20 protein-coding genes are annotated in these 21,020 nt (G+C 74.4%); 15 read left to right on the top strand and 5 right to left on the bottom strand.

Annotated elements, in window-relative coordinates; all coding sequences use genetic code 11:
* Window positions 1-3 precede the first annotated feature (3 nt).
* From E9529_RS03650 to E9529_RS03640, 3 genes are all read left to right on the top strand, one after another.
* Window positions 4-978, top strand: coding sequence for a hydroxymethylglutaryl-CoA lyase (locus E9529_RS03650; protein ID WP_236829744.1), 975 nt, complete (start codon window positions 4-6; stop codon window positions 976-978).
* Window positions 978-1,484 carry a flavin reductase family protein gene (locus E9529_RS03645; RefSeq protein ID WP_236829743.1) on the top strand — a complete coding sequence of 169 codons (507 nt, stop codon included), beginning with the start codon at window positions 978-980 and terminating at the stop codon, window positions 1,482-1,484. The genes E9529_RS03650 and E9529_RS03645 overlap by 1 nt, the downstream gene beginning before the upstream one ends.
* 74 nt (window positions 1,485-1,558) lie before the next feature.
* Window positions 1,559-2,248, top strand: a complete 690-nt coding sequence (locus tag E9529_RS03640) for a hypothetical protein (RefSeq protein ID WP_236829742.1) — start codon at window positions 1,559-1,561, stop codon at window positions 2,246-2,248.
* Here the strand turns inward: E9529_RS03640 and E9529_RS03635 are convergent, their stop codons facing one another.
* Complete coding sequence (locus E9529_RS03635; RefSeq protein ID WP_236829741.1) at window positions 2,249-2,674, bottom strand: hypothetical protein; 426 nt, start codon at window positions 2,672-2,674, stop codon at window positions 2,249-2,251. It lies immediately after the preceding gene.
* On the bottom strand, window positions 2,667-3,029 hold the full coding sequence (locus E9529_RS03630) for a hypothetical protein (protein WP_236829740.1): 363 nt from the start codon (window positions 3,027-3,029) through the stop codon (window positions 2,667-2,669). Before E9529_RS03630 ends, E9529_RS03635 begins: the two co-directional genes overlap by 8 nt.
* Window positions 3,030-3,225: 196 nt before the next feature.
* Between E9529_RS03630 and E9529_RS03625 the strand changes: the two genes are divergently transcribed.
* The 7 genes from E9529_RS03625 (at window position 3,226) to ngg (ending at window position 12,499) form a co-directional block, all read left to right on the top strand.
* Window positions 3,226-4,239: a siderophore ABC transporter substrate-binding protein gene (locus E9529_RS03625; protein ID WP_236829739.1), complete on the top strand. Its 1,014-nt coding sequence runs from the start codon at window positions 3,226-3,228 to the stop codon at window positions 4,237-4,239.
* A 40-nt stretch (window positions 4,240-4,279) separates the two neighbouring features.
* On the top strand, window positions 4,280-5,299 hold the full coding sequence (locus E9529_RS03620) for an ABC transporter permease (protein ID WP_236829738.1): 1,020 nt from the start codon (window positions 4,280-4,282) through the stop codon (window positions 5,297-5,299).
* Window positions 5,289-6,302: an iron chelate uptake ABC transporter family permease subunit gene (locus tag E9529_RS03615; RefSeq protein ID WP_236829737.1), complete on the top strand. Its 1,014-nt coding sequence runs from the start codon at window positions 5,289-5,291 to the stop codon at window positions 6,300-6,302. Before E9529_RS03620 ends, E9529_RS03615 begins: the two co-directional genes overlap by 11 nt.
* Entirely contained in the window at window positions 6,299-7,057 is a 759-nt protein-coding gene (locus E9529_RS03610; protein ID WP_236829736.1) for an ABC transporter ATP-binding protein, read from the top strand. The genes E9529_RS03615 and E9529_RS03610 overlap by 4 nt, the downstream gene beginning before the upstream one ends.
* 195 nt (window positions 7,058-7,252) lie before the next feature.
* A complete protein-coding gene (locus tag E9529_RS03605; protein ID WP_236829735.1) occupies window positions 7,253-8,719 on the top strand; it encodes a S8 family serine peptidase in 1,467 nt (488 codons plus the stop codon).
* A gap of 224 nt (window positions 8,720-8,943) precedes the next feature.
* On the top strand, window positions 8,944-10,728 hold the full coding sequence (locus E9529_RS03600; protein WP_236829734.1) for an N-acetylglutaminylglutamine amidotransferase: 1,785 nt from the start codon (window positions 8,944-8,946) through the stop codon (window positions 10,726-10,728).
* Window positions 10,729-10,738: 10 nt separating this feature from the next.
* The gene (gene ngg, locus E9529_RS03595; RefSeq protein ID WP_236829733.1) at window positions 10,739-12,499 is read left to right on the top strand and encodes an N-acetylglutaminylglutamine synthetase; all 1,761 of its coding nucleotides are present in this window, start codon (window positions 10,739-10,741) and stop codon (window positions 12,497-12,499) included.
* 6 nt (window positions 12,500-12,505) lie between these two features.
* Here ngg and E9529_RS03590 read toward each other — a convergent pair whose 3' ends face one another.
* The 3 genes from E9529_RS03590 to E9529_RS03580 form a co-directional block, all read right to left on the bottom strand.
* On the bottom strand, window positions 12,506-13,645 hold the full coding sequence (locus E9529_RS03590) for an ATP-grasp domain-containing protein (protein ID WP_236829732.1): 1,140 nt from the start codon (window positions 13,643-13,645) through the stop codon (window positions 12,506-12,508).
* Window positions 13,646-13,714: 69 nt separating this feature from the next.
* Entirely contained in the window at window positions 13,715-15,310 is a 1,596-nt protein-coding gene (murJ, locus tag E9529_RS03585) for a murein biosynthesis integral membrane protein MurJ (RefSeq protein WP_236829731.1), read from the bottom strand.
* The gene (locus E9529_RS03580) at window positions 15,300-16,328 is read right to left on the bottom strand and encodes a CaiB/BaiF CoA-transferase family protein (RefSeq protein ID WP_236829730.1); all 1,029 of its coding nucleotides are present in this window, start codon (window positions 16,326-16,328) and stop codon (window positions 15,300-15,302) included. The genes murJ and E9529_RS03580 overlap by 11 nt, the downstream gene beginning before the upstream one ends.
* 88 nt (window positions 16,329-16,416) lie before the next feature.
* On the opposite strand from E9529_RS03580, the gene crcB reads away from it, so the two are divergent.
* The 5 genes from crcB to E9529_RS03555 all read left to right on the top strand — a co-directional run bounded on the left by crcB (window position 16,417) and on the right by E9529_RS03555 (window position 20,662).
* Complete coding sequence (gene crcB / locus E9529_RS03575; protein WP_236829729.1) at window positions 16,417-16,800, top strand: fluoride efflux transporter CrcB; 384 nt, start codon at window positions 16,417-16,419, stop codon at window positions 16,798-16,800.
* Window positions 16,797-17,156: a CrcB family protein gene (locus tag E9529_RS03570; protein WP_236829728.1), complete on the top strand. Its 360-nt coding sequence runs from the start codon at window positions 16,797-16,799 to the stop codon at window positions 17,154-17,156. Before crcB ends, E9529_RS03570 begins: the two co-directional genes overlap by 4 nt.
* A gap of 51 nt (window positions 17,157-17,207) precedes the next feature.
* Complete coding sequence (locus E9529_RS03565; protein WP_236829727.1) at window positions 17,208-18,623, top strand: trehalose-6-phosphate synthase; 1,416 nt, start codon at window positions 17,208-17,210, stop codon at window positions 18,621-18,623.
* On the top strand, window positions 18,620-19,357 hold the full coding sequence (gene otsB / locus E9529_RS03560; RefSeq protein ID WP_236829726.1) for a trehalose-phosphatase: 738 nt from the start codon (window positions 18,620-18,622) through the stop codon (window positions 19,355-19,357). The genes E9529_RS03565 and otsB overlap by 4 nt, the downstream gene beginning before the upstream one ends.
* Before the next feature lie 252 nt (window positions 19,358-19,609).
* Complete coding sequence (locus E9529_RS03555; RefSeq protein WP_236829725.1) at window positions 19,610-20,662, top strand: IS110 family transposase; 1,053 nt, start codon at window positions 19,610-19,612, stop codon at window positions 20,660-20,662.
* Window positions 20,663-21,020: the final 358 nt, after the last annotated feature.

The following is a 21,020-nucleotide window of genomic DNA, read 5'->3' as shown; positions in this document are numbered from 1 at the left end:
AGGATGCGGGGAGGAACCGACGCCGGCGCCGAGGAGACGCAGATGAACGAGTTCGACCTGGTGCTGCCCAGCTCGGTCGACGTCCGCGAGGTGGGGATGCGCGACGGCCTGCAGCTGGAGGCCCCCGTCCCGCTGGAGGGCAAGCTCGCCATGCTGGAGGCGCTGGTGGCCACCGGCGTCCGCCGGATCGAGGCGACGTCGTTCGTCTCGCCCAGGGCCGTGCCCGCGCTCGCCGACGCCGACCAGCTCGCCGCCAAGCTGCAGCGGTGGCCGGGGGTGCACTGGTCCGCACTGGTCGCCAACCCGCGGGGCGCCGTCCGCGCCGTCGACTGCGGGATCGCCGAACTGGAGTACGTCGTCTCCGCCTCCGACGGCCACAGCCGCGCCAACGCCGGGCGTAGCACCGCCGAGGCCGTGGCCGCGGTGGGCGAGATCGCCGGGCTCGCCCACGGCGCCGGCGGCTCCCTGGAGGTCATCATCGCCACCGCCTGGGACTGCCCCTTCGACGGGCGCACCCCGGTGGCGCGGACCGTCGACGTGGCGCGGGCGGCGGTCACGGCCGGCGCCGACCAGCTCTGCCTCGGCGACACCATCGGGACGACGACGCCGCTGCGCGTGGTCACCCTGGTGGACGCAGTCCGCCGCGCCTGCCCCGGCGTCGCCGTGGGCGTGCACTTCCACGACACCCGGGGCACCGGCCAGGCGAACGCGCTGGCCGCCGTGCAGGCCGGCGTCACCCAGCTCGACGCCTCCGTCGGCGGGCTGGGCGGCTGCCCGTTCGCCCCGGGCGCGAGCGGCAACATCGCCACCGAGGAGCTGGTCTACATGCTGGAGGAGTCCGGGGTGCGCACCGGGCTGGACCTGGACGCACTGCTGGCGGCGGCCCGGGTGACCGAGCAGGCGGTCGGGCACGAGCTGCCCAGCTCGCTCTACCGCGCCGGCGGCCGGTCGGTCCCCCGCTCCGCGGACGCGCGCTGATGGGCGTCCCCGAGCCGCCGCGGCTGGTCGACCCACGGCTGATGCGCGACGTCCTCGGCCACTTCGCCTCCGGGGTCACCGTCGTCACCGCCGACACCCCCGAGGGCCCGATCGGCTTCACCTGCCAGTCGTTCAGCTCCCTGTCGCTGGACCCGCCGCTGGTCGCGCTGGCCCCCGCCCGGACGTCGCGCACCTGGGCCCGGCTGCGGGAGATCGGCCGGTTCTGCGTCAACGTCCTCGCCGAGGGGCAGGACGCCGTCTCGCAGAACTTCGCCCGGTCCGGCACCGACAAGTTCGCCGGTGTCCCGTGGCGCCCCAGCCCGCACGGCTCCCCGGTGCTCGACGACGTCGTCGCCTGGATCGACGGCGAGCTGTGGGCCGAGTACGACGGCGGGGACCACACCATCGTCGTCGCCCGGGTGCTCGACCTGGGGGCGGTCCCCGACCGGCGCCCGCTGCTGTTCCACCGGGGCAGCTACGGCCTGCTGCGTGACGGCGAGGACTGAGGGGTGAGGGCGGTTCCCGCTCCCGGGCGCGGGGCACCCACCGGGGCACACGTCCGGCGACGCGAGGAGGAACCGTGGGACTGCTCGACCGGCTCTTCGGCCGCAGGCGGCAGCACGAGGACCGCGGCTACGCGGGGTACGGCGGCTACGGCGCACCGGGTGGCCGCGGCGCCCCGCCGGGGCGGCCGTACGGCGGCCCGCAGCCGACCGCCGACGAGCAGGCGATCGAGCGCTACCGCTATCTGCTGCGCACGGCGCCGCCCGACCAGATCGAGCAGGCGCACGCCGAGGCGTTCGCCCAGCTGACCCCGGAGCAGCGCGCCCAGGTGCTCGGCCGGCTGAGCGAGTCGGTGCCCGCCGGCGAGCGGCCGGCCGGTGACGACCCGCGGACGCTCGCCCGGGCCGCCACGCGCGCCGAGCTGCGCCAGCCCGGTTTCATGGAGCGCACCTTCAGCGGGCCCGGACCCGGGTACGGCCCGGGGCGCGGCTACGGCGGCCCCGGCATGGGCGGCATCATCGGCGGCAGCATGCTGGGCACCATCGGCGGGCTCGTCGTCGGCACGGCGGTCGCCGACGCGCTGTTCGACACCGGCATGGGCGACGGCGGGCTCTTCGGCGGCGGTGACGAAGAGGCCTACGCCGCGGGCTACGAGGACGGCGCCGGCGGCTACGAGGACCCCGGGGCCGGCTACGGCGGTGACTTCGGGGGCGGCGACTTCGGAGGCGGGGACTTCGGTGGTGACTTCGGGGGCGGCGACTTCTAGCTAGTCGCCGCGCCGGCGGGAGAGCAGCAGCAGGCCGAGCACCGGGAGCACCAGCGGCACGTACCCGTAGCCGCGGCCGTACGCCGACCACACGGTCTCGTCCGGGAACGCCGCCGGATCGGCCAGCGACAGCGTGCCGACGACGAGCACCCCGGCCAGCTCGACCAGGATGGCGGCGAGCGCCGTCCGCCGGCCCCCGCTCCCCCCGTGGGCCAGGGCCACCGTGGCCACCACGTAGACCGCCGCCGCGAACGCCGAGAGCAGGTAGGCCAGGGGGGCCTCGTCGAAGCGGGTGGCCAGCTGCACCCCGGCGCGGGCGCCCGCCGCCAGCGCGAAGATGCCGTAGAGCAGCACCAGCACGCGCGCGGGCCCGGCCGAGCCCGGCGCCGCCGCCTCGGCGGGGCGCCCGAGCCCGCGGTCACGCACCGGTGGCCTCCCACAGCTGCAGCAGGCGCCAGACCATGACGCCGACGGCGGCGGCCGCGACCGCCAGGACCGTCCCGGCCCAGCGGGTCCGCTCCGCCTGCGCCCACAGCACCCCGGCGACCGGGATGAGCAGCACGCCGAACAGGTAGCCCAGGAACGTGGGGGTGTCGGCGGGCGTGCCGTCGCCCATCCGCGCGAGCGCCAGCACCGCCTGCAGCACGAGGAGGGCCTCCAGCAGGCCGGCGCCGGCGAGGTGCACCAGCCCCGTGCGGCGCCGCGCGACCGTGGACGCCAGCCCCGCGAGGACCACGAGGGCCGCCACGGCGGTGATCGCGACGACGAGGACGAGGCTCACCGGCGCGGGGCCGGCGGGACGGGGGCGGGCACGCCCCCATCCTCCCGCCCGGGGGCCGGCCGGAGGTCGCGGGGTCACCGGCGCGGGCGCACCCGCAGCGCCTCCGGGGACCCGGTCTGGTCCGCCCGGAACCGGTGTGGTTGGTTAGGCGTGCCTTAGTTAGGTCATCCTTGCCTCAGTCCCCGACAGGAGCACCATGCGCACCGCCGCCCGGCCGCTCGCGGCCCTCGCCCTCCCGCTCACCGCCGTCCTGGCGCTCTCCGCGTGCGGCGGTGACGCCGACGCGGAGACCGCTGCCGGCACCGAGGCCGAGACCGTCTCCTTCACCTGGGACCGGAACGTCGCCGGCGAGGACGAGGACCCGCAGTACGAGGAGACGACCGTCGAGGTCCCGAAGAACCCCGAGAAGATCGTCACCTTCGACATCGCCAGCCTCGACACCATCGGCGCGCTCGGCGGCGAGATCGCGGGGGCCCCGCTCGAGAACGTGCCGGACTACCTCCAGCAGTACCTGGCCGACGACGCCTTCAACGCGGGCACCCTGTTCGAGGCCGACCTCGTCGAGATCGAGGCCCAGCAGCCCGACCTGATCGTCGTGGCCAACCGCTCCGCGGCGCTGTGGGAGGACCTCAACGAGATCGCGCCCACCGTCGACCTGAGCCTGCGCGGTTCGTACACGGAGAACCTGGAGCGCAGCGCCACCTTCCTGGGCGAGGTGCTCGGCGCCGAGGAGGAGGCCGCCGCCGCGCTGGAGGAGATCGACGCCGGCATCGAGGAGGCGCGCGCCGCGACCGCCGACGCCGGCCCGGGTCTGGGACTCATGGTCTCCGGCGGACAGCTCAGCGCGCTGGCCCCCGCCGGTCCGGACGCCGTCGGCCCCGCCGTCCGCGGCGGGCTGATCTACGACGTGTTCGGCGTCGAGCCCGCCGTGGAGGACGTCGAGGCCGCCACCCACGGCGAGCACGTCTCCTTCGAGTTCCTGCTCGAGACGAACCCGGACACCCTCTGGGTCGTCGACCGCGACGCCGCGACGGGCGAGGCGGGCTCCCAGGCGGCCGAGGCGGTGCTCGACAACGAGATCGTCGCGCAGACCACCGCCGCCCAGGAGGACCAGATCGTCTACCTGGACCCGATGGCCTGGTACATCGTGTTCGGCGGTCTGGACTCGACGCGGATCATGATCGACGACGTCCTCCAGATCGCGGAGTGACCGTCCGGCACCTGGCCGCACGGCGGTCCCCGCGTCACCCGTGACCACGCTCACCGCGACCCCGGCGAGCACCCCCACCCGCGTGCGGTCCCGCCGCACCTGGGTGGGGGTGCTCCTCGGCGTCCTCCTCGTGGGCCTCGGCGTCACCAGCCTGTTCGTCGGGGTCTCCGACGTCACCCCGGCGTCGCTGCTGGCCGGCGGCGCCGAGAGCGACGCGGCCTTCCTGCTGGCGGCCAGCCGCATCCCCCGGACGGTCGCCGTCGTCCTCGTCGGCGCCTCCCTCGGCATCGCCGGGCTGATCCTGCAGATGCTCGTGCGCAACAAGTTCGTGGAGCCCAGCACCACGGGGGTCACCGAGTTCGCGACCCTCGGCACGCTCGTCACGATGATCTTCTTCCCGGGCATGGCCGTCGTCGGGAAGATGGGCGTCGCCGCGGTCTTCGGGCTGATCGGGACCTGGGTGTTCCTCCGGGTGGTCCGCTTCGTGCCCGTGCGCCAGCTGGTGCTCGTCCCGCTGGTCGGGCTGATGCTCGGCGGCGTCGTCGCGTCCGTCACGACCTTCTTCGCCTACCGGCTGGACCTGCTGCAGTCGCTGCAGCAGTGGTCGCTGGGCAGCTTCGCCAGCGTCGTGCAGGGCCGCTACGAGCTCGTCTGGGTGGCGGGGCTCATGGTGGTCGTCGCCTGGATCGCCGCCGACCGGTTCAGCGTGATCGGGCTGGGCGAGGAGTTCGCCACCAACCTGGGCCTGGACTACCGACGGGTGGTGGCGATCGGGATGGTCGTCGTCGCGGTCATCACGGCGGCGGTGCTGGTCACCGCGGGCATGATCCCCTTCCTCGGGCTCGTCGTCCCCAACGTGGTGAGCCTGATCATCGGCGACAACGTCCGCCGCGCGGTCCCCTGGGTGGCCGGGCTGGGCGCGGTCTTTGTCGTCGCCTGCGACATCCTGGCGCGGGTCGTGCGCTTCCCCTACGAGATCCCGCTGTCGCTCGTCGTCGGCGTCATCGGCGCCGCGCTGTTCCTCTGGCTGCTCCTGAGGAAGAAGAGCCGTGCTCACTGACCCCGTCCCGCAGACCGCCCCCGCCCGGACGTCCGCGCACGTCCGCGAGCGGTGGGCGCAGCCGCCCGTGCGGCTGGCGGTGCTCGCCGCCGTCGTGCTGGCGCTCGCCGTCGTCTACCTGTTCACCGACGTCCCCGGCTCGCTGCTCTTCGCGCTGGAGATCCGCAGCCTCGCCGTCGGTGCGATGGCGGTCGTCGCGGTGGCGGTCGGCGTCTCGACCGTCGTGTTCCACACGATCACGCAGAACCGCATCCTCACCCCGTCGATCATGGGGTTCGACGCGTTCTACCGGCTGATCAGCACCGTGATCGTGTTCCTGTCCGGCTCCGCGTCGTTCCTCGCCTTCGACGCGCTCACCCTGTGGCTGGTCCAGGTGGTCGTCATGGTGGCCTTCAGCGTGCTGCTGTTCACCTGGCTGTTCGGCGGCAAGCGGCGCTCGCTGCACCTGATGCTGCTGGTGGGCATCGTGCTCGGCACCTTCTTCCGCGCGGTCACCGAGTGGATGCAGCGGATGCTCGACCCGCTGGACTTCCAGGTGCTGTCGGACTCCCTGTTCGCGTCGCTCACCCGGCCCGACGAGCTGCTGCTGGGCCTCACCGCGGGGCTGGTCGCCCTCGGCTGCGCCGCCGTCGTCCCGCTGCTGCGCACCCTCGACGTGCTGACCCTGGGCGCGCCGGCGGCGGTGGGGCTGGGGGTCGAGCACCGGCGGGTCGTGATGGTGCTGTTCACGATCGTGTCGGTGATGGTGGCCGCCTCGACCGCGCTGGTCGGGCCGATCCTGTTCTTCGGGCTCATCGTCGCCAACCTGGCGTACTCGTACGCGGGGTCGTTCCGGCACGTGTGGACGCTGCCGACGGCGGTGCTCCTCGGGATGGTCTGCCTGCTGGGCGGTCAGCTCGTCCTCGACCGCGCGCTGGACTTCGGGGGCACCCTCTCGGTGGTCATCGAGTTCGCCGGCGGCCTGTTCTTCCTCTACCTCGTGCTTCGGAAGGGGGCGCGGTGATCACGCTCGAGGGCGTCACCAAGCGCTACGGCGGCCAGGCGGTCGTCGACGACGTCTCGATCACCTTCGGCTCGGAGGGCGTCACCTCGCTCATCGGGCCGAACGGCGCGGGCAAGTCGACGCTCTTCGGCCTGGTGGGCCGGCTGATCACGCCCGATGCCGGGCGCCTGGCGGTCGACGGCATGGACGTGGCGACGACGCCGTCCGCCCAGCTGGCGACGGTGCTCGCCGTGCTGCGGCAGGACAACCAGGTCGCCGCCCGCCTGACCGTCCAGGACCTGGTCGAGTTCGGCCGCTTCCCGCACTCGCGGGGCCGGCTGACGGTGGTGGACCGCGAGCACGTCGAGCGGGCGATCAGCTACCTGGACCTGGGCCCGTTCCGGCAGCGGTTCCTCGACGAGCTCTCCGGCGGCCAGCGCCAGCGTGCCTTCATCGCGATGGTGCTCGCGCAGGACACCAAGTACGTGCTGCTCGACGAGCCGCTGAACAACCTGGACCTGCGGCACATGACCGAGATCATGCGGCTGGTCCGGCAGATGGCCGACGACCTGGGCAAGCGGGTGGTCACGGTGCTGCACGACATCAACTTCGCGGCGACCTGGTCCGACCGCATCGTGGCGATGCGCGACGGCGCGGTCGTGGCGGACGCGGCCGCGCGCGACATCATGCGGCCCGAGGTGCTCGCGGCGGTCTACGACACCTCGGTGGACGTCCGGGAGATCGACGGCCGCCCGGTGGCGCTCTACTACGGCTGACGCCGCGCCCTCGGCGATGATCAGGGAACCTGATCATCGGGCGTCCTCCCTCGCGGTGCGCGGTGAGGGAGGACGCGCCGCGGTGAGGGAGGACGGGGCCGCGACCCGGCCCGGACAGGTTGGCGTAACTCGGGAGCAACCCCTATGGCGCCGGCTCGTTGTCCGGGCACGTCCACCGGATTCCCGAGGAGCGCCATGAGCCCGTCGTCCCGTCGTCTGCTCGGGGTGGTGTCCGGTGCCGTGGTCGCCGGTGCCCTCCTCGCCGCGCCCGCGCAGGCGGCCCCGCCCGCACCCGTCCAGGACTTCCTGGCCGACCGGCTCGCCGGCCTCGGCGCCGCCGTCCCGACGACGGTGATGGTGCACGGCAGCGACATCGCCGCCGCCCGTGCCGCCGTGGCCGCGACGGGCATGCGCACCGTCACCGAGTACGAGCGGATCGGGGTGGTCGTCGCCTCCGGCACCGCCGGGCAGGTGGAGGCCGCGCGCACCGAGCCCGGCGTCACCTACCTCGAGGGCAACACCCCGATCGAGTTCGCCCAGGAGACGTCGAACCTCGCCACCCGCGGCGCCGAGGCCGCGGCCACCCTGACCGGCGCGAACGGCCTGCCGCTCGACGGCAGCGGGGTCTCGGTCGCGGTGATCGACTCCGGGATCGACCCGAACCACCCGTCCTTCCGCGAGCCCGGCGGCGGCAGCGCCGTCGTCGCCAACCTGAAGAGCGTCTGCCTCCTCGAGACCACGACGACGCCGGACTGCGTCGTCCGGGTGCCGTCGGTGGTCGACACCGACACCCTCTCCGCCGGCGGCCACGGCACGCACGTGAGCGGCATCGTCGCCGGCCGGCCGACCACGCTGGCCGACGGCGGGCGCGTGCAGGGCGCCGCGCCGGGCGCGAGCCTGGTCTCGATCTCGACGGGGGCCGTGCTGCTGATCGTGGGGGCGGACTCGGCGCTGAACTGGGTCCTGGAGAACCACGAGGCGCCGTGCGGTGCGGGGGTGCCTGCCGACGTCTGCCCGCCGATCAAGGTGACCAACAACAGCTACGGCCCGTCCGGCGGCGGGCAGTTCGACCCTAACTCGGCCACGGTGAAGCTGCAGCGGGCGCTGGCCGCCGAGGGTGTCGTCACCGTGTGGGCCGCCGGGAACGACGGCGGTGACGGGTCGGCCCCGCTCACCAACCCGCCGGGTCAGGACCCGACCGGCGGCATCCTGTCGGTGGCCTCCTACTCCGACCAGGACACCGGCACCCGCGACGGCGTCGTCAGCGGGTTCTCCTCGCGCGGCGCGGCGGCCGACCCCTCGACCTGGCCGGACCTCTCGGCGCCGGGCGAGAGCATCACGGCGGCGTGCCGGCCCTACCTGCCGATCTGCGCCACGGGGCTGGACTTCCGCAACGGGCCCGGGCTGCTCGACCTCGGCACCTTCAACACCATCAGCGGGACGTCGATGGCCGCGCCGCACGTGGCCGGCGTCGTCGCCCAGCTGTTCCAGGCCGACCCGACGGCGACCCCGGCCGAGATCGAGGCGGCGCTGAAGGGGACCGCGCACCGCTTCACCGACGGGGCGGCCTACGAGACCGTGGGCGGGTACGCGACGTCGTTCGACAAGGGCGCCGGCCTGGTCGACGCCGTCGCCGCGGTGGAGGCCCTCACCGCCGGCTGACCCGCGCCGAGGAACCGTTGGTGATCAGGTGACCTGATTACCCGGGGCCCTGGCTCACGGTCGACGGTGAGCCAGGACCCTGAGCGGTGAGCCAGGACGCCCTCCCCGGCCCGGAGCGGCCGCCCCGCGTTCCACGTGGAACAAGCGTGAGGTGGGCCACGATCGGCCCCTGAGGGGTGACCCCGGTCTGCGGGCGCGCGGCCACAGGAGTTAGATCGTTGTGCATGTGCGGCCTCTGCGGCGAGATCACGTTCGACGGGACCACGGCCGACACGACCGCGGTCGCCCGCATGGTCGAGGCCCTGGTCCCCCGCGGCCCGGACGGGCAGGGATCCTGGAGCAACGGGCGGGTCGCCTTCGGGCACCGCCGGCTCTCGGTGATCGACCTGTCCACCTGCGGGTCCCAGCCGATGGTGGACAACGAGCTCGGCCTGACCGCGGTCTTCAACGGCTGCATCTACGACTACCAGGAGCTCCGGGCCGAGCTGGAGGGCCACGGGTACCGCTTCTTCTCGCACAGCGACACCGAGGTGATCCTCAAGGGCTACCACCACTGGGGCACCGACGTCGTCTCGCACCTGCACGGCATGTTCGCCTTCGTCATCGCCGAGCGGGACACCGGCCGGGTGGTCATGGCCCGGGACCGGCTGGGCATCAAGCCCCTCTACCTCTCCGAGACGCCGGGCAAGCGGCTGCGCTTCGCCTCCACGCTGCCGGCCCTGCTGCGCGCCGGCGACGTCGACACCTCCATCGACCCCGTCGCGCTGCACCACTACCTGACCTGGCACGCCGTCGTCCCGGCCCCGCGCACGATCCTCAACGGCGTCCGCAAGCTCCCGCCGGCCACCGTCCGCGTCATCGAGGCCGACGGCACGAGCACCGAGCAGCGGTACTGGGAGGCGCGCTACGAGCGACGCCCCGAGCACGCCGGCTGGAGCGCCCGCGACTGGGAGGACGCGATCGAGGAGGCGCTGCGGGTCGCCGTCCGCCGCCGGCTGGTCGCCGACACCCCGGTCGGGGTGCTGCTCTCCGGCGGACTGGACTCCAGCCTCATCGTCGGCCTGCTGGCGCAGGAGGGGCAGACCGGCCTGGCGACGTACTCCATCGGCTTCGAGTCCGTCGGCGGCCGGGAGGGCGACGAGTTCGCCTACTCCGACGTCATCGCCGAGCGGTTCGGCACGAACCACCACCGCATCCGGGTGGCCTCCGACGAGCTCGTCGGCGCGCTCGGGCACGCGGTCGGTGCCATGGCCGAGCCGATGGTGAGCCACGACGTCGTCGCCTTCGACCTGCTGTCCGAGCGGGTGTCCCAGTCGATCAAGGTGGTGCAGTCCGGGCAGGGCGCCGACGAGGTGTTCGCCGGCTACCACTGGTACCCGCCGCTGGCCGGCGTCGGCCGCGAGGAGGCGGTGCGCACCTACGCGCGCGCCTTCTTCGACCGCGACCACGCCCAGATGCGCTCGGTGGTCTCCGACCGCTACGCCCTCCCGGAGGACCCGAGCCTGGAGTTCGTCCGCCGGCACATGTCCGCGGCGGGCGCGGAGACGGCGGTCGACGCCGCGCTGCGCCTGGACAGCGAGGTCATGCTGGTCGACGACCCGGTCAAGCGGGTGGACAACATGTCCATGGCGTGGGGCCTGGAGGCCCGCGTGCCGTTCCTGGACCACGACCTCGTGGAGCTCGCGGCGATGTGCCCGCCGGAGCTGAAGCTCGCCGACGGCGGAAAGGGCGTGCTCAAGGCGATCGGGCGCCGGATCATCCCGCCGGAGGTGATCGACCGGCCCAAGGGCTACTTCCCGGTGCCGGCGATCACCCACCTGCAGGGCAAGGTGCTCGACCTGGTCAAGGACGCCCTCTCCAGCGAGGCCGCCGCCGACCGCGGCCTGTTCCGCCCGGAGTACGTCCGCGAGCTCCTCGCCGACCCCAACGGCGAACTGACCCCGCTGCGCGGCAACAAGCTCTGGCAGCTGGGGCTGCTCGAGCTGTGGCTCCAGACCAACGCGGTCTGAGGCGGTGGCGATGGCACCCCGGCTCGCCGGTCACCGCCGCCGCACGCCGGTGACCACCACCCCGGCGATCACCAGCCGGTCGTGGAAGAAGCCGTCGGAGCACCAGCTGCGCGGCATGGCCACCGACGTCGTGCTCGACCTGGGGTGGGGGCGGCTGGTCTTCGGCCAGACCTTCGCCGACCTGCGCGGCATCGTCCACGCGCTCCGCGCGGAGGAGACCGGCGAGCGGGACATCTGCATCTACCCGCGCGACCCGCACGTGCTGGTGGGCCTGGCGCCCGACGAGCTGTTCATCGACCCCAGCTACACCTACCGGCTCGACCTGCACCGCTACCGGCCGCGCCACGACCTCATCCGCGGCGTCTTCGTCCGCACCGTCACCTCCCGGGCGGAGATGGAGGCGATCAACGACATCTACGCCCTCAACGGGATGGTCGTCGGGGACGCCGACGTCATGTGGGACAACCACCGCACCCGCTGCTTCACCTACCTCGTCGTCGAGGACACCCGCACCGGGAAGATCGTCGGCACGGTGACCGGCGTGGACCACGGGCTGGCCTTCGACGACCCCGAGGGCGGCACCAGCCTCTGGTGCCTGGCCGTGCACAACCAGGACGCCCCGCCCGGCACCGGCGAGGCGCTGGTCCGGGTGCTCGCCGAGCGCTACGTCGGCCGCGGGCGCGCCTACCTCGACCTCTCGGTGATGCACGACAACGAGGGCGCCATCCGGCTGTACCGCAAGCTGGGCTTCAGCCGGGTCTCGGCGGTCTGCGTGAAGCGGAAGAACCCGATCAACACCCCGCTGTTCGCCGCCCGCCCGCCCGGCCTGGAGGAGCTGAACCCGTACGCGCGGATCATCGCCGAGGAGGCGCTGCGCCGCGGGGTCCGCGTCGAGGTCACCGACGCCTCCTGGGGCGAGATGCGGCTGTCGCTCGGCGGCCGATCGGTGGTCACCCGTGAGTCGCTGTCGGAGTTCACCACGTCCGTGGCGATGAGCCGCTGCGACGACAAGCGGGTCACCCGCCGGATCATGGAGCGGGCCGGCGTCCGCGTGGCCCGCGGCGCGCTGGCCTGCGAGGGCGAGCTCGACGAGGCCGCGGCGCTGCTGCGCGAGGTCGGCCAGGTGGTCGTGAAGCCGGCCCGCGGCGAGCAGGGGCGCGGCATCACCGTCGGCGTGCGCGACGAGGACGGGCTGGCCCGCGCGGTCGACCACGCGCTCCAGTTCTGCCCCGACGTGCTCGTGGAGGAGCTCGTGCCGGGCCAGGACCTGCGGGTGGTGGTCATCGACCGGTCGGTCGTCGCCGCCGCGGTGCGCCGGCCGGCGGAGGTGGTCGGCGACGGCCGGAACTCCGTCACCGACCTGGTGCGCTCCACCAGCCGCCGCCGGGAGCGGGCCACCGGCGGGGAGTCCCGCATCCCGCTCGACGGCACCACGGCCGAGGTCGTCGCCGACGCCGGCTACGCGATGGACGACGTCCCGCCCAACGGCGAGCGGATCCAGGTGCGCCGGACGGCGAACCTGCACACCGGCGGCACGATCGAGGACGTCACCGACCGGCTGCACCCGGAGATCGCCGATGCCGCGGTGCGGGCCGCCACGGCGCTGGACATCCCGGTGACCGGGATCGACTTCCTCGTGCCCGACGTCGAGGGGCCGGAGTACGTGTTCATCGAGGCCAACGAGCGGCCGGGGCTGGCCAACCACGAGCCCCAGCCGACCGCCCAGCGCTTCGTCGACCTGCTCTTCCCCGAGACGCGCCGGCGCACCTGACGCCGGTCAGGGCCGACGCCCCACCCGCTCGGCGGTGAGCGCGAGGGTGGGGCCGGGGTCGCGGGGGTCCCAGACGCTGGTGACCGCGCCGGGGAACCAGCGCAGCACCGAGGCGCAGTCGGTGAGCACGCCGCCGCGGCGCTCGACGGTGGCCCGGCGGAGGTCGCCCGCCGTCCAGAGGTAGCGCACGCCGGTGGCGCCGTCGGGCAGGGGCGGCAGGGGCAGCCCGAGCGCCTGGCGCGCCCAGGCGTCCGGGAGGTTCGGGCCGGCGGCGGAGGCGAGGGCCAGGGAGCCGTAGAACCGCCCGTTGAGGTCGATGAGCCGCAGCCCGCCGTCGTCGTCGCGCAGGAACTGCAGCTGCACCAGCCCCGACCAGCCCAGGCCCGCGAGCAGCCGGGTGGCGGCCCCGGCCAGCTCCTCGTCCACCGGGACGGTGACCGCCCGGCTGGTGACCCCGCTCGGTGTCGGCCACAGCCGGAGGGCGCGCTGCTGCACCCGGCCCAGCAGCCGGCCGTCGTGCACCAGCCCGACGAGGGCCTCCATCTCGCCGTCGACCGGTTCCTGGAGGACGGCCTCGAGACCGGCCTCCTCGAGCAGCCGCACCCGTGCGCGGGCGCGGTCCGCGTCGGGGTAGCGGCGGGCCTCGATGCGCAGCTGCCGGCGCAGGCCCGGCTGCCAGTGGGCGCGGCACTTCACGACGACGGGGCCGGCCCAGCCGTCCAGCGCCTCCGGGGTGGCCAGGCTGGTGCTCGGGACCGGCAGCCCGGCGTCGGCGGCGCGCCGGGTGAGCCCGGCCTTGTCGAGGGCGGCGAGGGCGACGTCGGCGGGCGGGTGGGCCACCACGGCGGGTACTGCCTCGGCGCAGTGCGCCAGGGCCGCCATCCAGTCGTCGCCGCTGCCGAAGACGACGTCGTAGCCGCCGCGGGTGACCGCTTCCTGCACCGCCGCGACGAAGTCGCCGAGGTGGCCGCGCGGGCGGGGGACGTCGTGGGTCTCCCGGCAGGAGCGGGAGGCGGCGACCATGCCGTCGGCGTCCGGTGATCCGACGCCCACGTGCCAGCCCGCGCGGTCCAGCGCCCGGACGGCCGCGAGTGCACCGCGGTCGCGGCTCGAGGTGAGCACGAGCGCGCGTCCGGGAGAAGGCATCGGGCAACCTTATGGCGTGCACGACGGAATGCGGCACCCGCCGGTGCCCGTCTGCCCGGAAAGGGTTGGTCAGCGTGCCCCGCGGCGCACCCCGCGCCGGACCAGCCCCCGCAGGTCGGCCAGTTCCGGACCGCGCAGCGCGGCGAGGACGGCGAGGTAGACGACGGCCCCCACGGACGCGCCGGCCGCGATCTGCGCCGCGGCGGTGAGCGTGCCGGTCGCCCCGCTCCCCCAGCCCCAGACCAGGACCGCGGCGGCGACGAGCCCCCCGGCGACCGCCGCGACGGAGCCGCGCGCGGTCGTGGCCAGCAGCGCCCGCGGGGTGACGGCGGCGTGCCGGCGCCCCAGCAGCGCCACCGCCAGTGCCGCGGCCAGCACCAGGGAGAGGCTGGTCGAGGCGGCGAGCCCGGGGATGCCGTAGGCGACGCCCAGCGTGAGGTCACCGGCCACGTTGACGACCATCGCGGCCAGCGCCACGAGGGTGGGGGTGCGGGTGTCACCGACCGCCAGGCTCGCCCGCGAGGTGGTGGACCGCAGCGCGATGCCGAGCACCGCCGCGGCCGAGAAGGCGACCGCGGTGGCGGTGGCGGAGACCGCGGCCTGGTCGAAGTCCCCCCGCCCGTAGAGGAACTGGACGATCGGGCGGGCCAGGACGACCAGCGCGGCGACCACGGGGAGCAGCAGCGCGACGAGCAGCCGGGACGTGCGGTCGACCAGGGCCCGGAGGTCGGCGCGCCGGTCGGGGGCGCCGACGGCGCTGAAGGCCGGGTACAGCGCGGCGACGACCGTCGCGACCAGCAGCGCGTCGACGAGGTGGATGACGCGGAAGCCGAGGCTCAGCGCGGTGATGACGCCCTCGCCCTGCGCCGACCCGACGGCGCGGTCGACCAGCGTGTTGACGTTGAGCACCGCGCTGCCGACGAGCAGCGGCGGGGTGAGCCGGAGGACCTCGCGGACGTCGGGGTCGCGCAGCGCCAGCCGCGGCCGCAGCCGCATGCCGGCGGCCCGGACGGCGGGGAGCTGGACGAGCATGCGCACCGCGGACCCGACGACGAAGCCGGCGGCCAGCGCCTCGATGCCGAAGCGCTCACCGGCCCAGAGCGCGGCGCCGATCATGACGAGGTTGAACGGGACGCCCTGCAACCCGGATGCGAAGAACCGGCCGTGCGCCTGGCAGGCGGCCGCCAGGATGTCGGTGGCTGCGATGAAGAGCGCCGCGACGAGCACGATCCGGGTCAGCCGGACGGTGAGCTCGGCCGTCTGCTCGTCGAAGCCGGGGGCGAGCACCGCGACGACCTGCTCGGCGGCGAGGAACGCCAGCACCGAGCCCGCGACCAGCACCAGCGTGCCGAGGGTCAGCACCGTGCGCACCGTGCGGTCGGCGCGCCGACCCTCCCCCGCGGCCACCGCCCGGCTGACCGGGGGCACCACGGCCCGGGCCAGCGCCGTGGCGACCAGCGCCAGCACCAGGTTCATCACGCCCTGGGCGACGAGGTAGGCGTCCAGCTCCGCGCCGGCCCCGAACACGGCCGCGATGACGGCGTCCCGGACGAACCCGAGCAGCTGGCTGACGGCGGTGAGCGAGATCAGCAGCGTGGCGGCGCGGGCCACCCCGCCGCGCAGCGGACCACGGCGGGTGGCCGGAGATGTCCCGTCACGCGTCACGGGGACCGATGATGACGGGTGCCCGGGCCGCCGCGGACCCGGACCCGCCGCCGCCCCGCGCCACGTTGTGCCCGTCCTCCGTCGCCTCCACCAGCGACCAGACCGGCGCCACGCAGGCGTCGGTGCCCTCGAAGACCTGCCACCACTCCGCCCGGGTGCGGGAGGCGAAGACGGCCGCGAACCGTTCCCGCAGCGCCGGCCACTGGCGCGGGTCCTCCCGGCGGGGCAGCGTCTCGTCGCCGGTCAGGCCCAGGCCCTCCAGCAGCGCCGCGTAGAACTGCTCCTCCAGCGCGCCGACGGCGAGGAACTGCCCGTCCCCGCAGCGGTAGACGTCGTAGAACGGCGCACCCGTGTCGAGCAGGTTGCGGCCGCGCCGGTCGGTCCAAGCCCCGGCGTCGAGCATCCCGTGGATCATCGTGGTGAGGACGGCGGTGCCGTCGACGATCGCCGCGTCCACCACCTGCCCCTCCCCCGTGGCCCGCGCGCGGATCAGCGCCGCCAGCGCACCGAGGGCCAGGAACACCCCGCCGCCGCCGAAGTCGCCGAGCAGGTTCATCGGCGGGGCGGGCACCTCGTCGGGCCGCCCGCTGGCGCCCAGCGCGCCGGTCAGCGCGATGTACCCGATGTCGTGGCCGGCGCTGTGCGCGAGCGGTCCGGTCTGCCCCCAGCCGGTCATCCGGCCGTAGACCAGCGCCGGGTTCTCCCCCAGCAGGTCGTCCGGCCCGAGCCCGAGCCGCTCCATCACCCCCGGCCGGAACCCCTCCAGCAGCACGTCGGCCCGGCGGGCGAGCGCCCGCACCACCTCGAGGTCGGCGGGGTCCTTCAGGTCCAGGGCGATCGAGCGCTTGCCGCGGTCCAGGAGGGACGTCGCGCCCAGGGAGCCCAGCAGCCCGCCCCGGCTCCCCCGGCGGTCGATGCGGACGACGTCGGCGCCGAGGTCGGCCAGGAGCATCCCGCAGAACGGGCCCGGCCCCAGCCCGGCGAACTCGACGACCCGCACGCCCTCCAGCGGTCCCACGGCGTCCTCCCCTGCTCCGGGCCGCGCGCGTGCGACCCTCCCGGGGGCATGCTGCCCGACGTCCGATCCCGGAGGAGAGCCAGGTCACATGGCCTACCTGCTGGCCGCGCTCGGCGGGGCGCTGGGGGCGCTCGCACGCTGGGGGCTGGCCGAGGCGATCCCGCACTCCCCCACCGGGCTGCCGTGGGCGACGCTGGCCGTGAACCTGACCGGCTGCCTGGTGCTCGGCGTGCTGACGGCGGTGCTCGTGGCCCGGGCACCCTTCTCCCCGTGGGCCCGGCCGTTCCTCGGCGTAGGCGTGCTCGGTGGCTTCACCACGTACTCGACCTTCGCCGTCGAGGTGGTGCAGCTGGCCGACGCCGGCGCCGCGGGCACCGCCGCCGGGTACGTCCTGGTCTCGGTGCTCGGGGGCATCGCGGCCGCCGCGGTCGGGACCGTGGCCGGCCGCGCGCTCGCCGGGAGCCCCCGGTGACGCCCTGGCTCGTGGTCGCCGGCGCGCTGGTCGGGGCGCCGTTGCGCCTGCTCGCCGAGCGGATCGCGGTGGCCCGGCGCGGCCAGGGCAGCGTCGCGGGCACGCTGACGGTCAACGTGGCCGGCAGCGCGGTGCTCGGCCTGCTGCTGGGCTCGGCCGCCGTCCCGGTCTGGGTCACGGCCCTCGTGGGGGTCGGCTTCTGCGGCACCCTCACCACGTTCTCGACGTTCGGCACCGAGGTGGTCCGGCTCGTCGAGGGGCGCGCCCGCGGCCGCGCGGTGGCCTACGTCGTCGCCACGGTGCTCCTGGGGCTGGCGGCCGCGGCGGGCGGGTACCTGCTCGGCCGGGTGATCTGAACCGGCCCCGTCCAGCGGAGCGGCGGGGGGCTGGATAGGGTCGGGGGCGGTATGGCCGACAACGAGGAGCAGAGGGTCGGGGCGGACAGCCCCGTCGTCGTCGTCGCCAACCGGCTGCCCGTCGACCAGGTCACCGACCCCGACGGCAGCACCCGGTGGCAGCGCAGCCCGGGCGGGCTGGTCACCGCGCTCGAGCCGTTCGTCGCCGGGCGCGGCGGGGCCTGGGTGGGCTGGTCGGGGTCGGCCGGGGAGGCGCCCGAGCCGTTCGAGTCCGGGGGCATGTCGCTGATCCCGGTCGAGCTCAGCGAGGACGAGGTCGACCGCTACTACGAGGGCATGTCCAACGCCTCGCTGTGGCCGCTGTACCACGACGTGGTCGAGAAGCCGGAGTACCACCGCGCCTGGTGGGACACCTACGTGCAGGTCAACAAGCGGTTCGCCGAGCGCGCCGCCGCCGTGGCCGCCGAGGGTGCCATCGTCTGGGTGCACGACTACCAGCTGCAGCTGGTGCCGGCGATGCTCCGCCAGCAGCGCCCCGACCTCACGATCGGCTTCTTCCTGCACATCCCCTTCCCGCCCTACGAGCTGTTCACCCAGCTCCCGTGGCGGTCGGCGATCGTGGAGGGGCTGCTCGGCGCGGACCTGGTCGGCTTCCAGCGGCCGTCCGCGGCGGTGAACTTCGTCCAGCTCTCCCGCCGGCTGCACGACCTGCACTGCCGGCGCGACCAGATCGAGTACGACGGCCGCACGGTGGTGGCCAAGGCGTTCCCGATCTCCATCGACGTGCGGGCCTTCGACGAGCTCGCCTCCTCCCCCGCCGTGCGGGCCCGGGCGCAGGAGATCCGCGCTGAGCTGGGCAACCCGGCGAAGATCATCCTGGGTGTCGACCGGCTCGACTACACCAAGGGCATCAGCGTCCGGCTCAACGCCTTCCAGGAGCTGCTCGAGGACGGCGCCGTCGAGGCCCCGGACACCGTGCTGGTGCAGGTGGCGACGCCCAGCCGGGAGCGCGTGGAGCACTACGTGCACATGCGGGAGACGATCGAGCAGCAGGTCGGCCACATCAACGGCGTCTACGGCTCCATCGCCGGTCCCGCCGTCCACTACTTCAACCAGTCGATGCCCCGCGAGGAGCTCGCCGCGCTCTACCGGGCCGCCGACGTCATGCTCGTGACGCCCTACCGCGACGGCATGAACCTGGTGGCCAAGGAGTACGTCGCCGCGCGCGGTGACCTCGGCGGGGCGCTGGTGCTGTCGGAGTTCGCCGGTGCCGCGGCCGAGCTGCGGCAGGCCTTCCTGGTCAACCCGCACGACATCACCAACGTGAAGAACCAGCTGGTGCGGGCGCTGCGCATCGAGCCGGGCGAGGCGGCCAAGCGGATGCGCACCATGCGCCGGCACCTGTTCCGCAACGACCTCGACCACTGGGCCAGCTCGTTCTTCGAGGCGCTGCGGGGCCAGGCGTGAGCTCCGCCGGGCTCGACGAGGCGCTGGCGGCGTTCGCCGCGCGCCGACCGCTCCTGGTGGCCAGCGACTACGACGGCGTCCTCGCCCCGCTCGTCGACGACCCCTCCGCCGCGGTGCCCTCGCCGGGGATCGCCGAGGTGCTGGCCCGGGTGGCGGCCGCCGACGGCGTCACCGTCGCGCTGGTCAGCGGCCGGGGCCTCGAGGACCTCCGCCGCACCAGCGGGCTGTCCGGGGACTTCCGGTGGATCGGCAGCCACGGGGCGGAGTTCGACGGCCCGCTCGCCGGCGCCGACGCCGGGCGGCGGGACGAGCTGGCCGGTGCGCTGGCGCCGCTGGTCGAGGGCACGCCCGGCGCCCGCCTGGAGGTCAAGCCCGCCAGCGTCGCCGTCCACGTGCGGCAGGTCGCCGACCGCGCCCGCGCCGCCGAGCTGCTGGAGCAGGCCCGCCGGGCGGTCGATCCGTCACTGACGCTGAAGCCAGGCAAGGACGTCCTCGAGGTTGCGGTGACCGACGCGCACAAGGGCGCTGCCCTGCAGCGGCTCGCCGGCGAGCTGGGCGTCGCGGCGACGCTCTACCTCGGGGACGACGTCACCGACGAGGACGCCTTCCGGGTGCTCGGGCCGGACGACCTGACCGTGAAGGTGGGCGAGGGCGAGACGGTGGCCCGGCACCGCGTGGCCGGGCCGGAGGACGTCGTCGGACTGCTCGGGGCGCTCGCCGACCGGCTCGGCTGACTGTGAGGCTGGCCGGGTCGACTCATCGGTGATGGGCTGACGGCCGGCAGCGGCGAGCGTGACCCTTCGTCTGACTGGCTTCGTGCCTTTGACCGGACTTGTCCGCTCGTTGTTGCCGGCACCGGCCCGGCCGGAGACGTTGGCCTGATCAGGAGCTTGACCGCCAGTGGCTGCTGGCGTGTCTCATCACAGTCCTGCCATCTCCGCACCGGACCGGGACCTGCTGCGTCCCATCTGGTGAGGAGAGAACGCATGACCATGCTGGCAGAACTGGTCGAGGTCGTCATCGGCGTAGACACCCACAGCCAGACCCACACCGCCGCGGTGCTCGATGCCCGCACCGGCGGCGTGCTGGCCCGCGCGACGGTGCCCGCCGACCCGGACGGCTACGCCGAACTGCTCGCCCTGGCCGAGGAGCACGCCGGGCTGCGGGCCTGGGCGATGGAGGGCACCGGCGGCTACGGCGCCGGCCTGGCCCGCCACCTCGCTGACCGCGAGGAACTCGTCGTCGAGCTGGACCGACCGAAGCGGCCGGCACGGAAGGCGGGGGCAAAGTCCGATCCGATCGATGCCGAACGTGCCGCCCGTGACGCGCTGGCCCGCACCCAGCTGGCCCAGCCCAAGACCGGGGCTGAGCGGGCGGCGCTGCAGATGCGGCTGACCGCCCGCCGCGCCGCGGTCGAGGCCGCCACCGCCGCGCAGCGGCAGCTGCTGGCCATGGTCATCACCGCCCCCGAGTCGGTGCGAGGCCGGTTCCGCGGCCAGACCACCCGGGCCATGATCAGTACCGCCGCCGCGCTGCGGCCTGGCGCCAGCAAGGCCGATGTCGAGACAGTCACCGCGCTGACCGTGCTGCACGACCTCGCTCGCCGGATCCGCTTTCTCGAAGCCGAAGCCCTCGGCCACGAGAAGGCCATCCGCACCATCGTGCGGTCCTGGCGCCCGGACCTGCTCGACCTGACCGGCGTGGGCCCGATCGTCGCGGCCACCGTGCTCACCGCCTGGTCCCACCCCGGCCGCTGCCGCAACGACGCCGCATTCGCGATGCTCGCCGGCACCGCCCCGATCCCGGCGTCCTCGGGCAAGACCGTGCGCTACCGGCTCAACCGCTCCGGTGACCGCCAGCTCAACCGGGCACTGCACACCGTCGCCCTCACCCGCCTCCAACGCGACGAACGCACCCGCGCCTACGCCGACCGCCGCCGCGCACAAGGCAAGACCGACCGCGAGATCAAACGCTGCCTCAAGCGCTACATCGCCCGCGAGCTCTACCGACGCCTCGAATCACCACCGGTGGCGGCTTGACGCGTCATAGGAGCGTCCTCCTCCTCCCCCGGCCGCGTGTCGCTCCACGGCCGGGCTGACCGGACCGCCGCGCGCCGGTCACCCCCCGCTGCGCTGTCGACAACTCGGCGAAATGTGCACAAAACGCACGTGGCGAGCGGTGGTGAGCGGCCGGCGGTATCGCTTTGTCGCCTTTCTCGAGTCGCTGGTGGAATGGTCGCTTAACGATCGCGGATCCGATGTTGGGAATGGAGCCGGCTAGGTTTGTGGAGTCGCCACACTGAGCCTCGATCCACCGTCGATCTTGGTCGGCTCGGTCGGCCTCTGATCTGATCTTGGTCAGCCGGTGCGGGCGTGAAGCAGCCGCCGGTCTGTCCGG

Source organism: Blastococcus sp. KM273128 (assembly GCF_021698975.1).
GTDB lineage: Bacteria > Actinomycetota > Actinomycetes > Mycobacteriales > Geodermatophilaceae > Blastococcus.
Note: the sequence above shows the minus strand (reverse complement) of the source record. Positions and strands in the feature narration are given on the sequence as shown.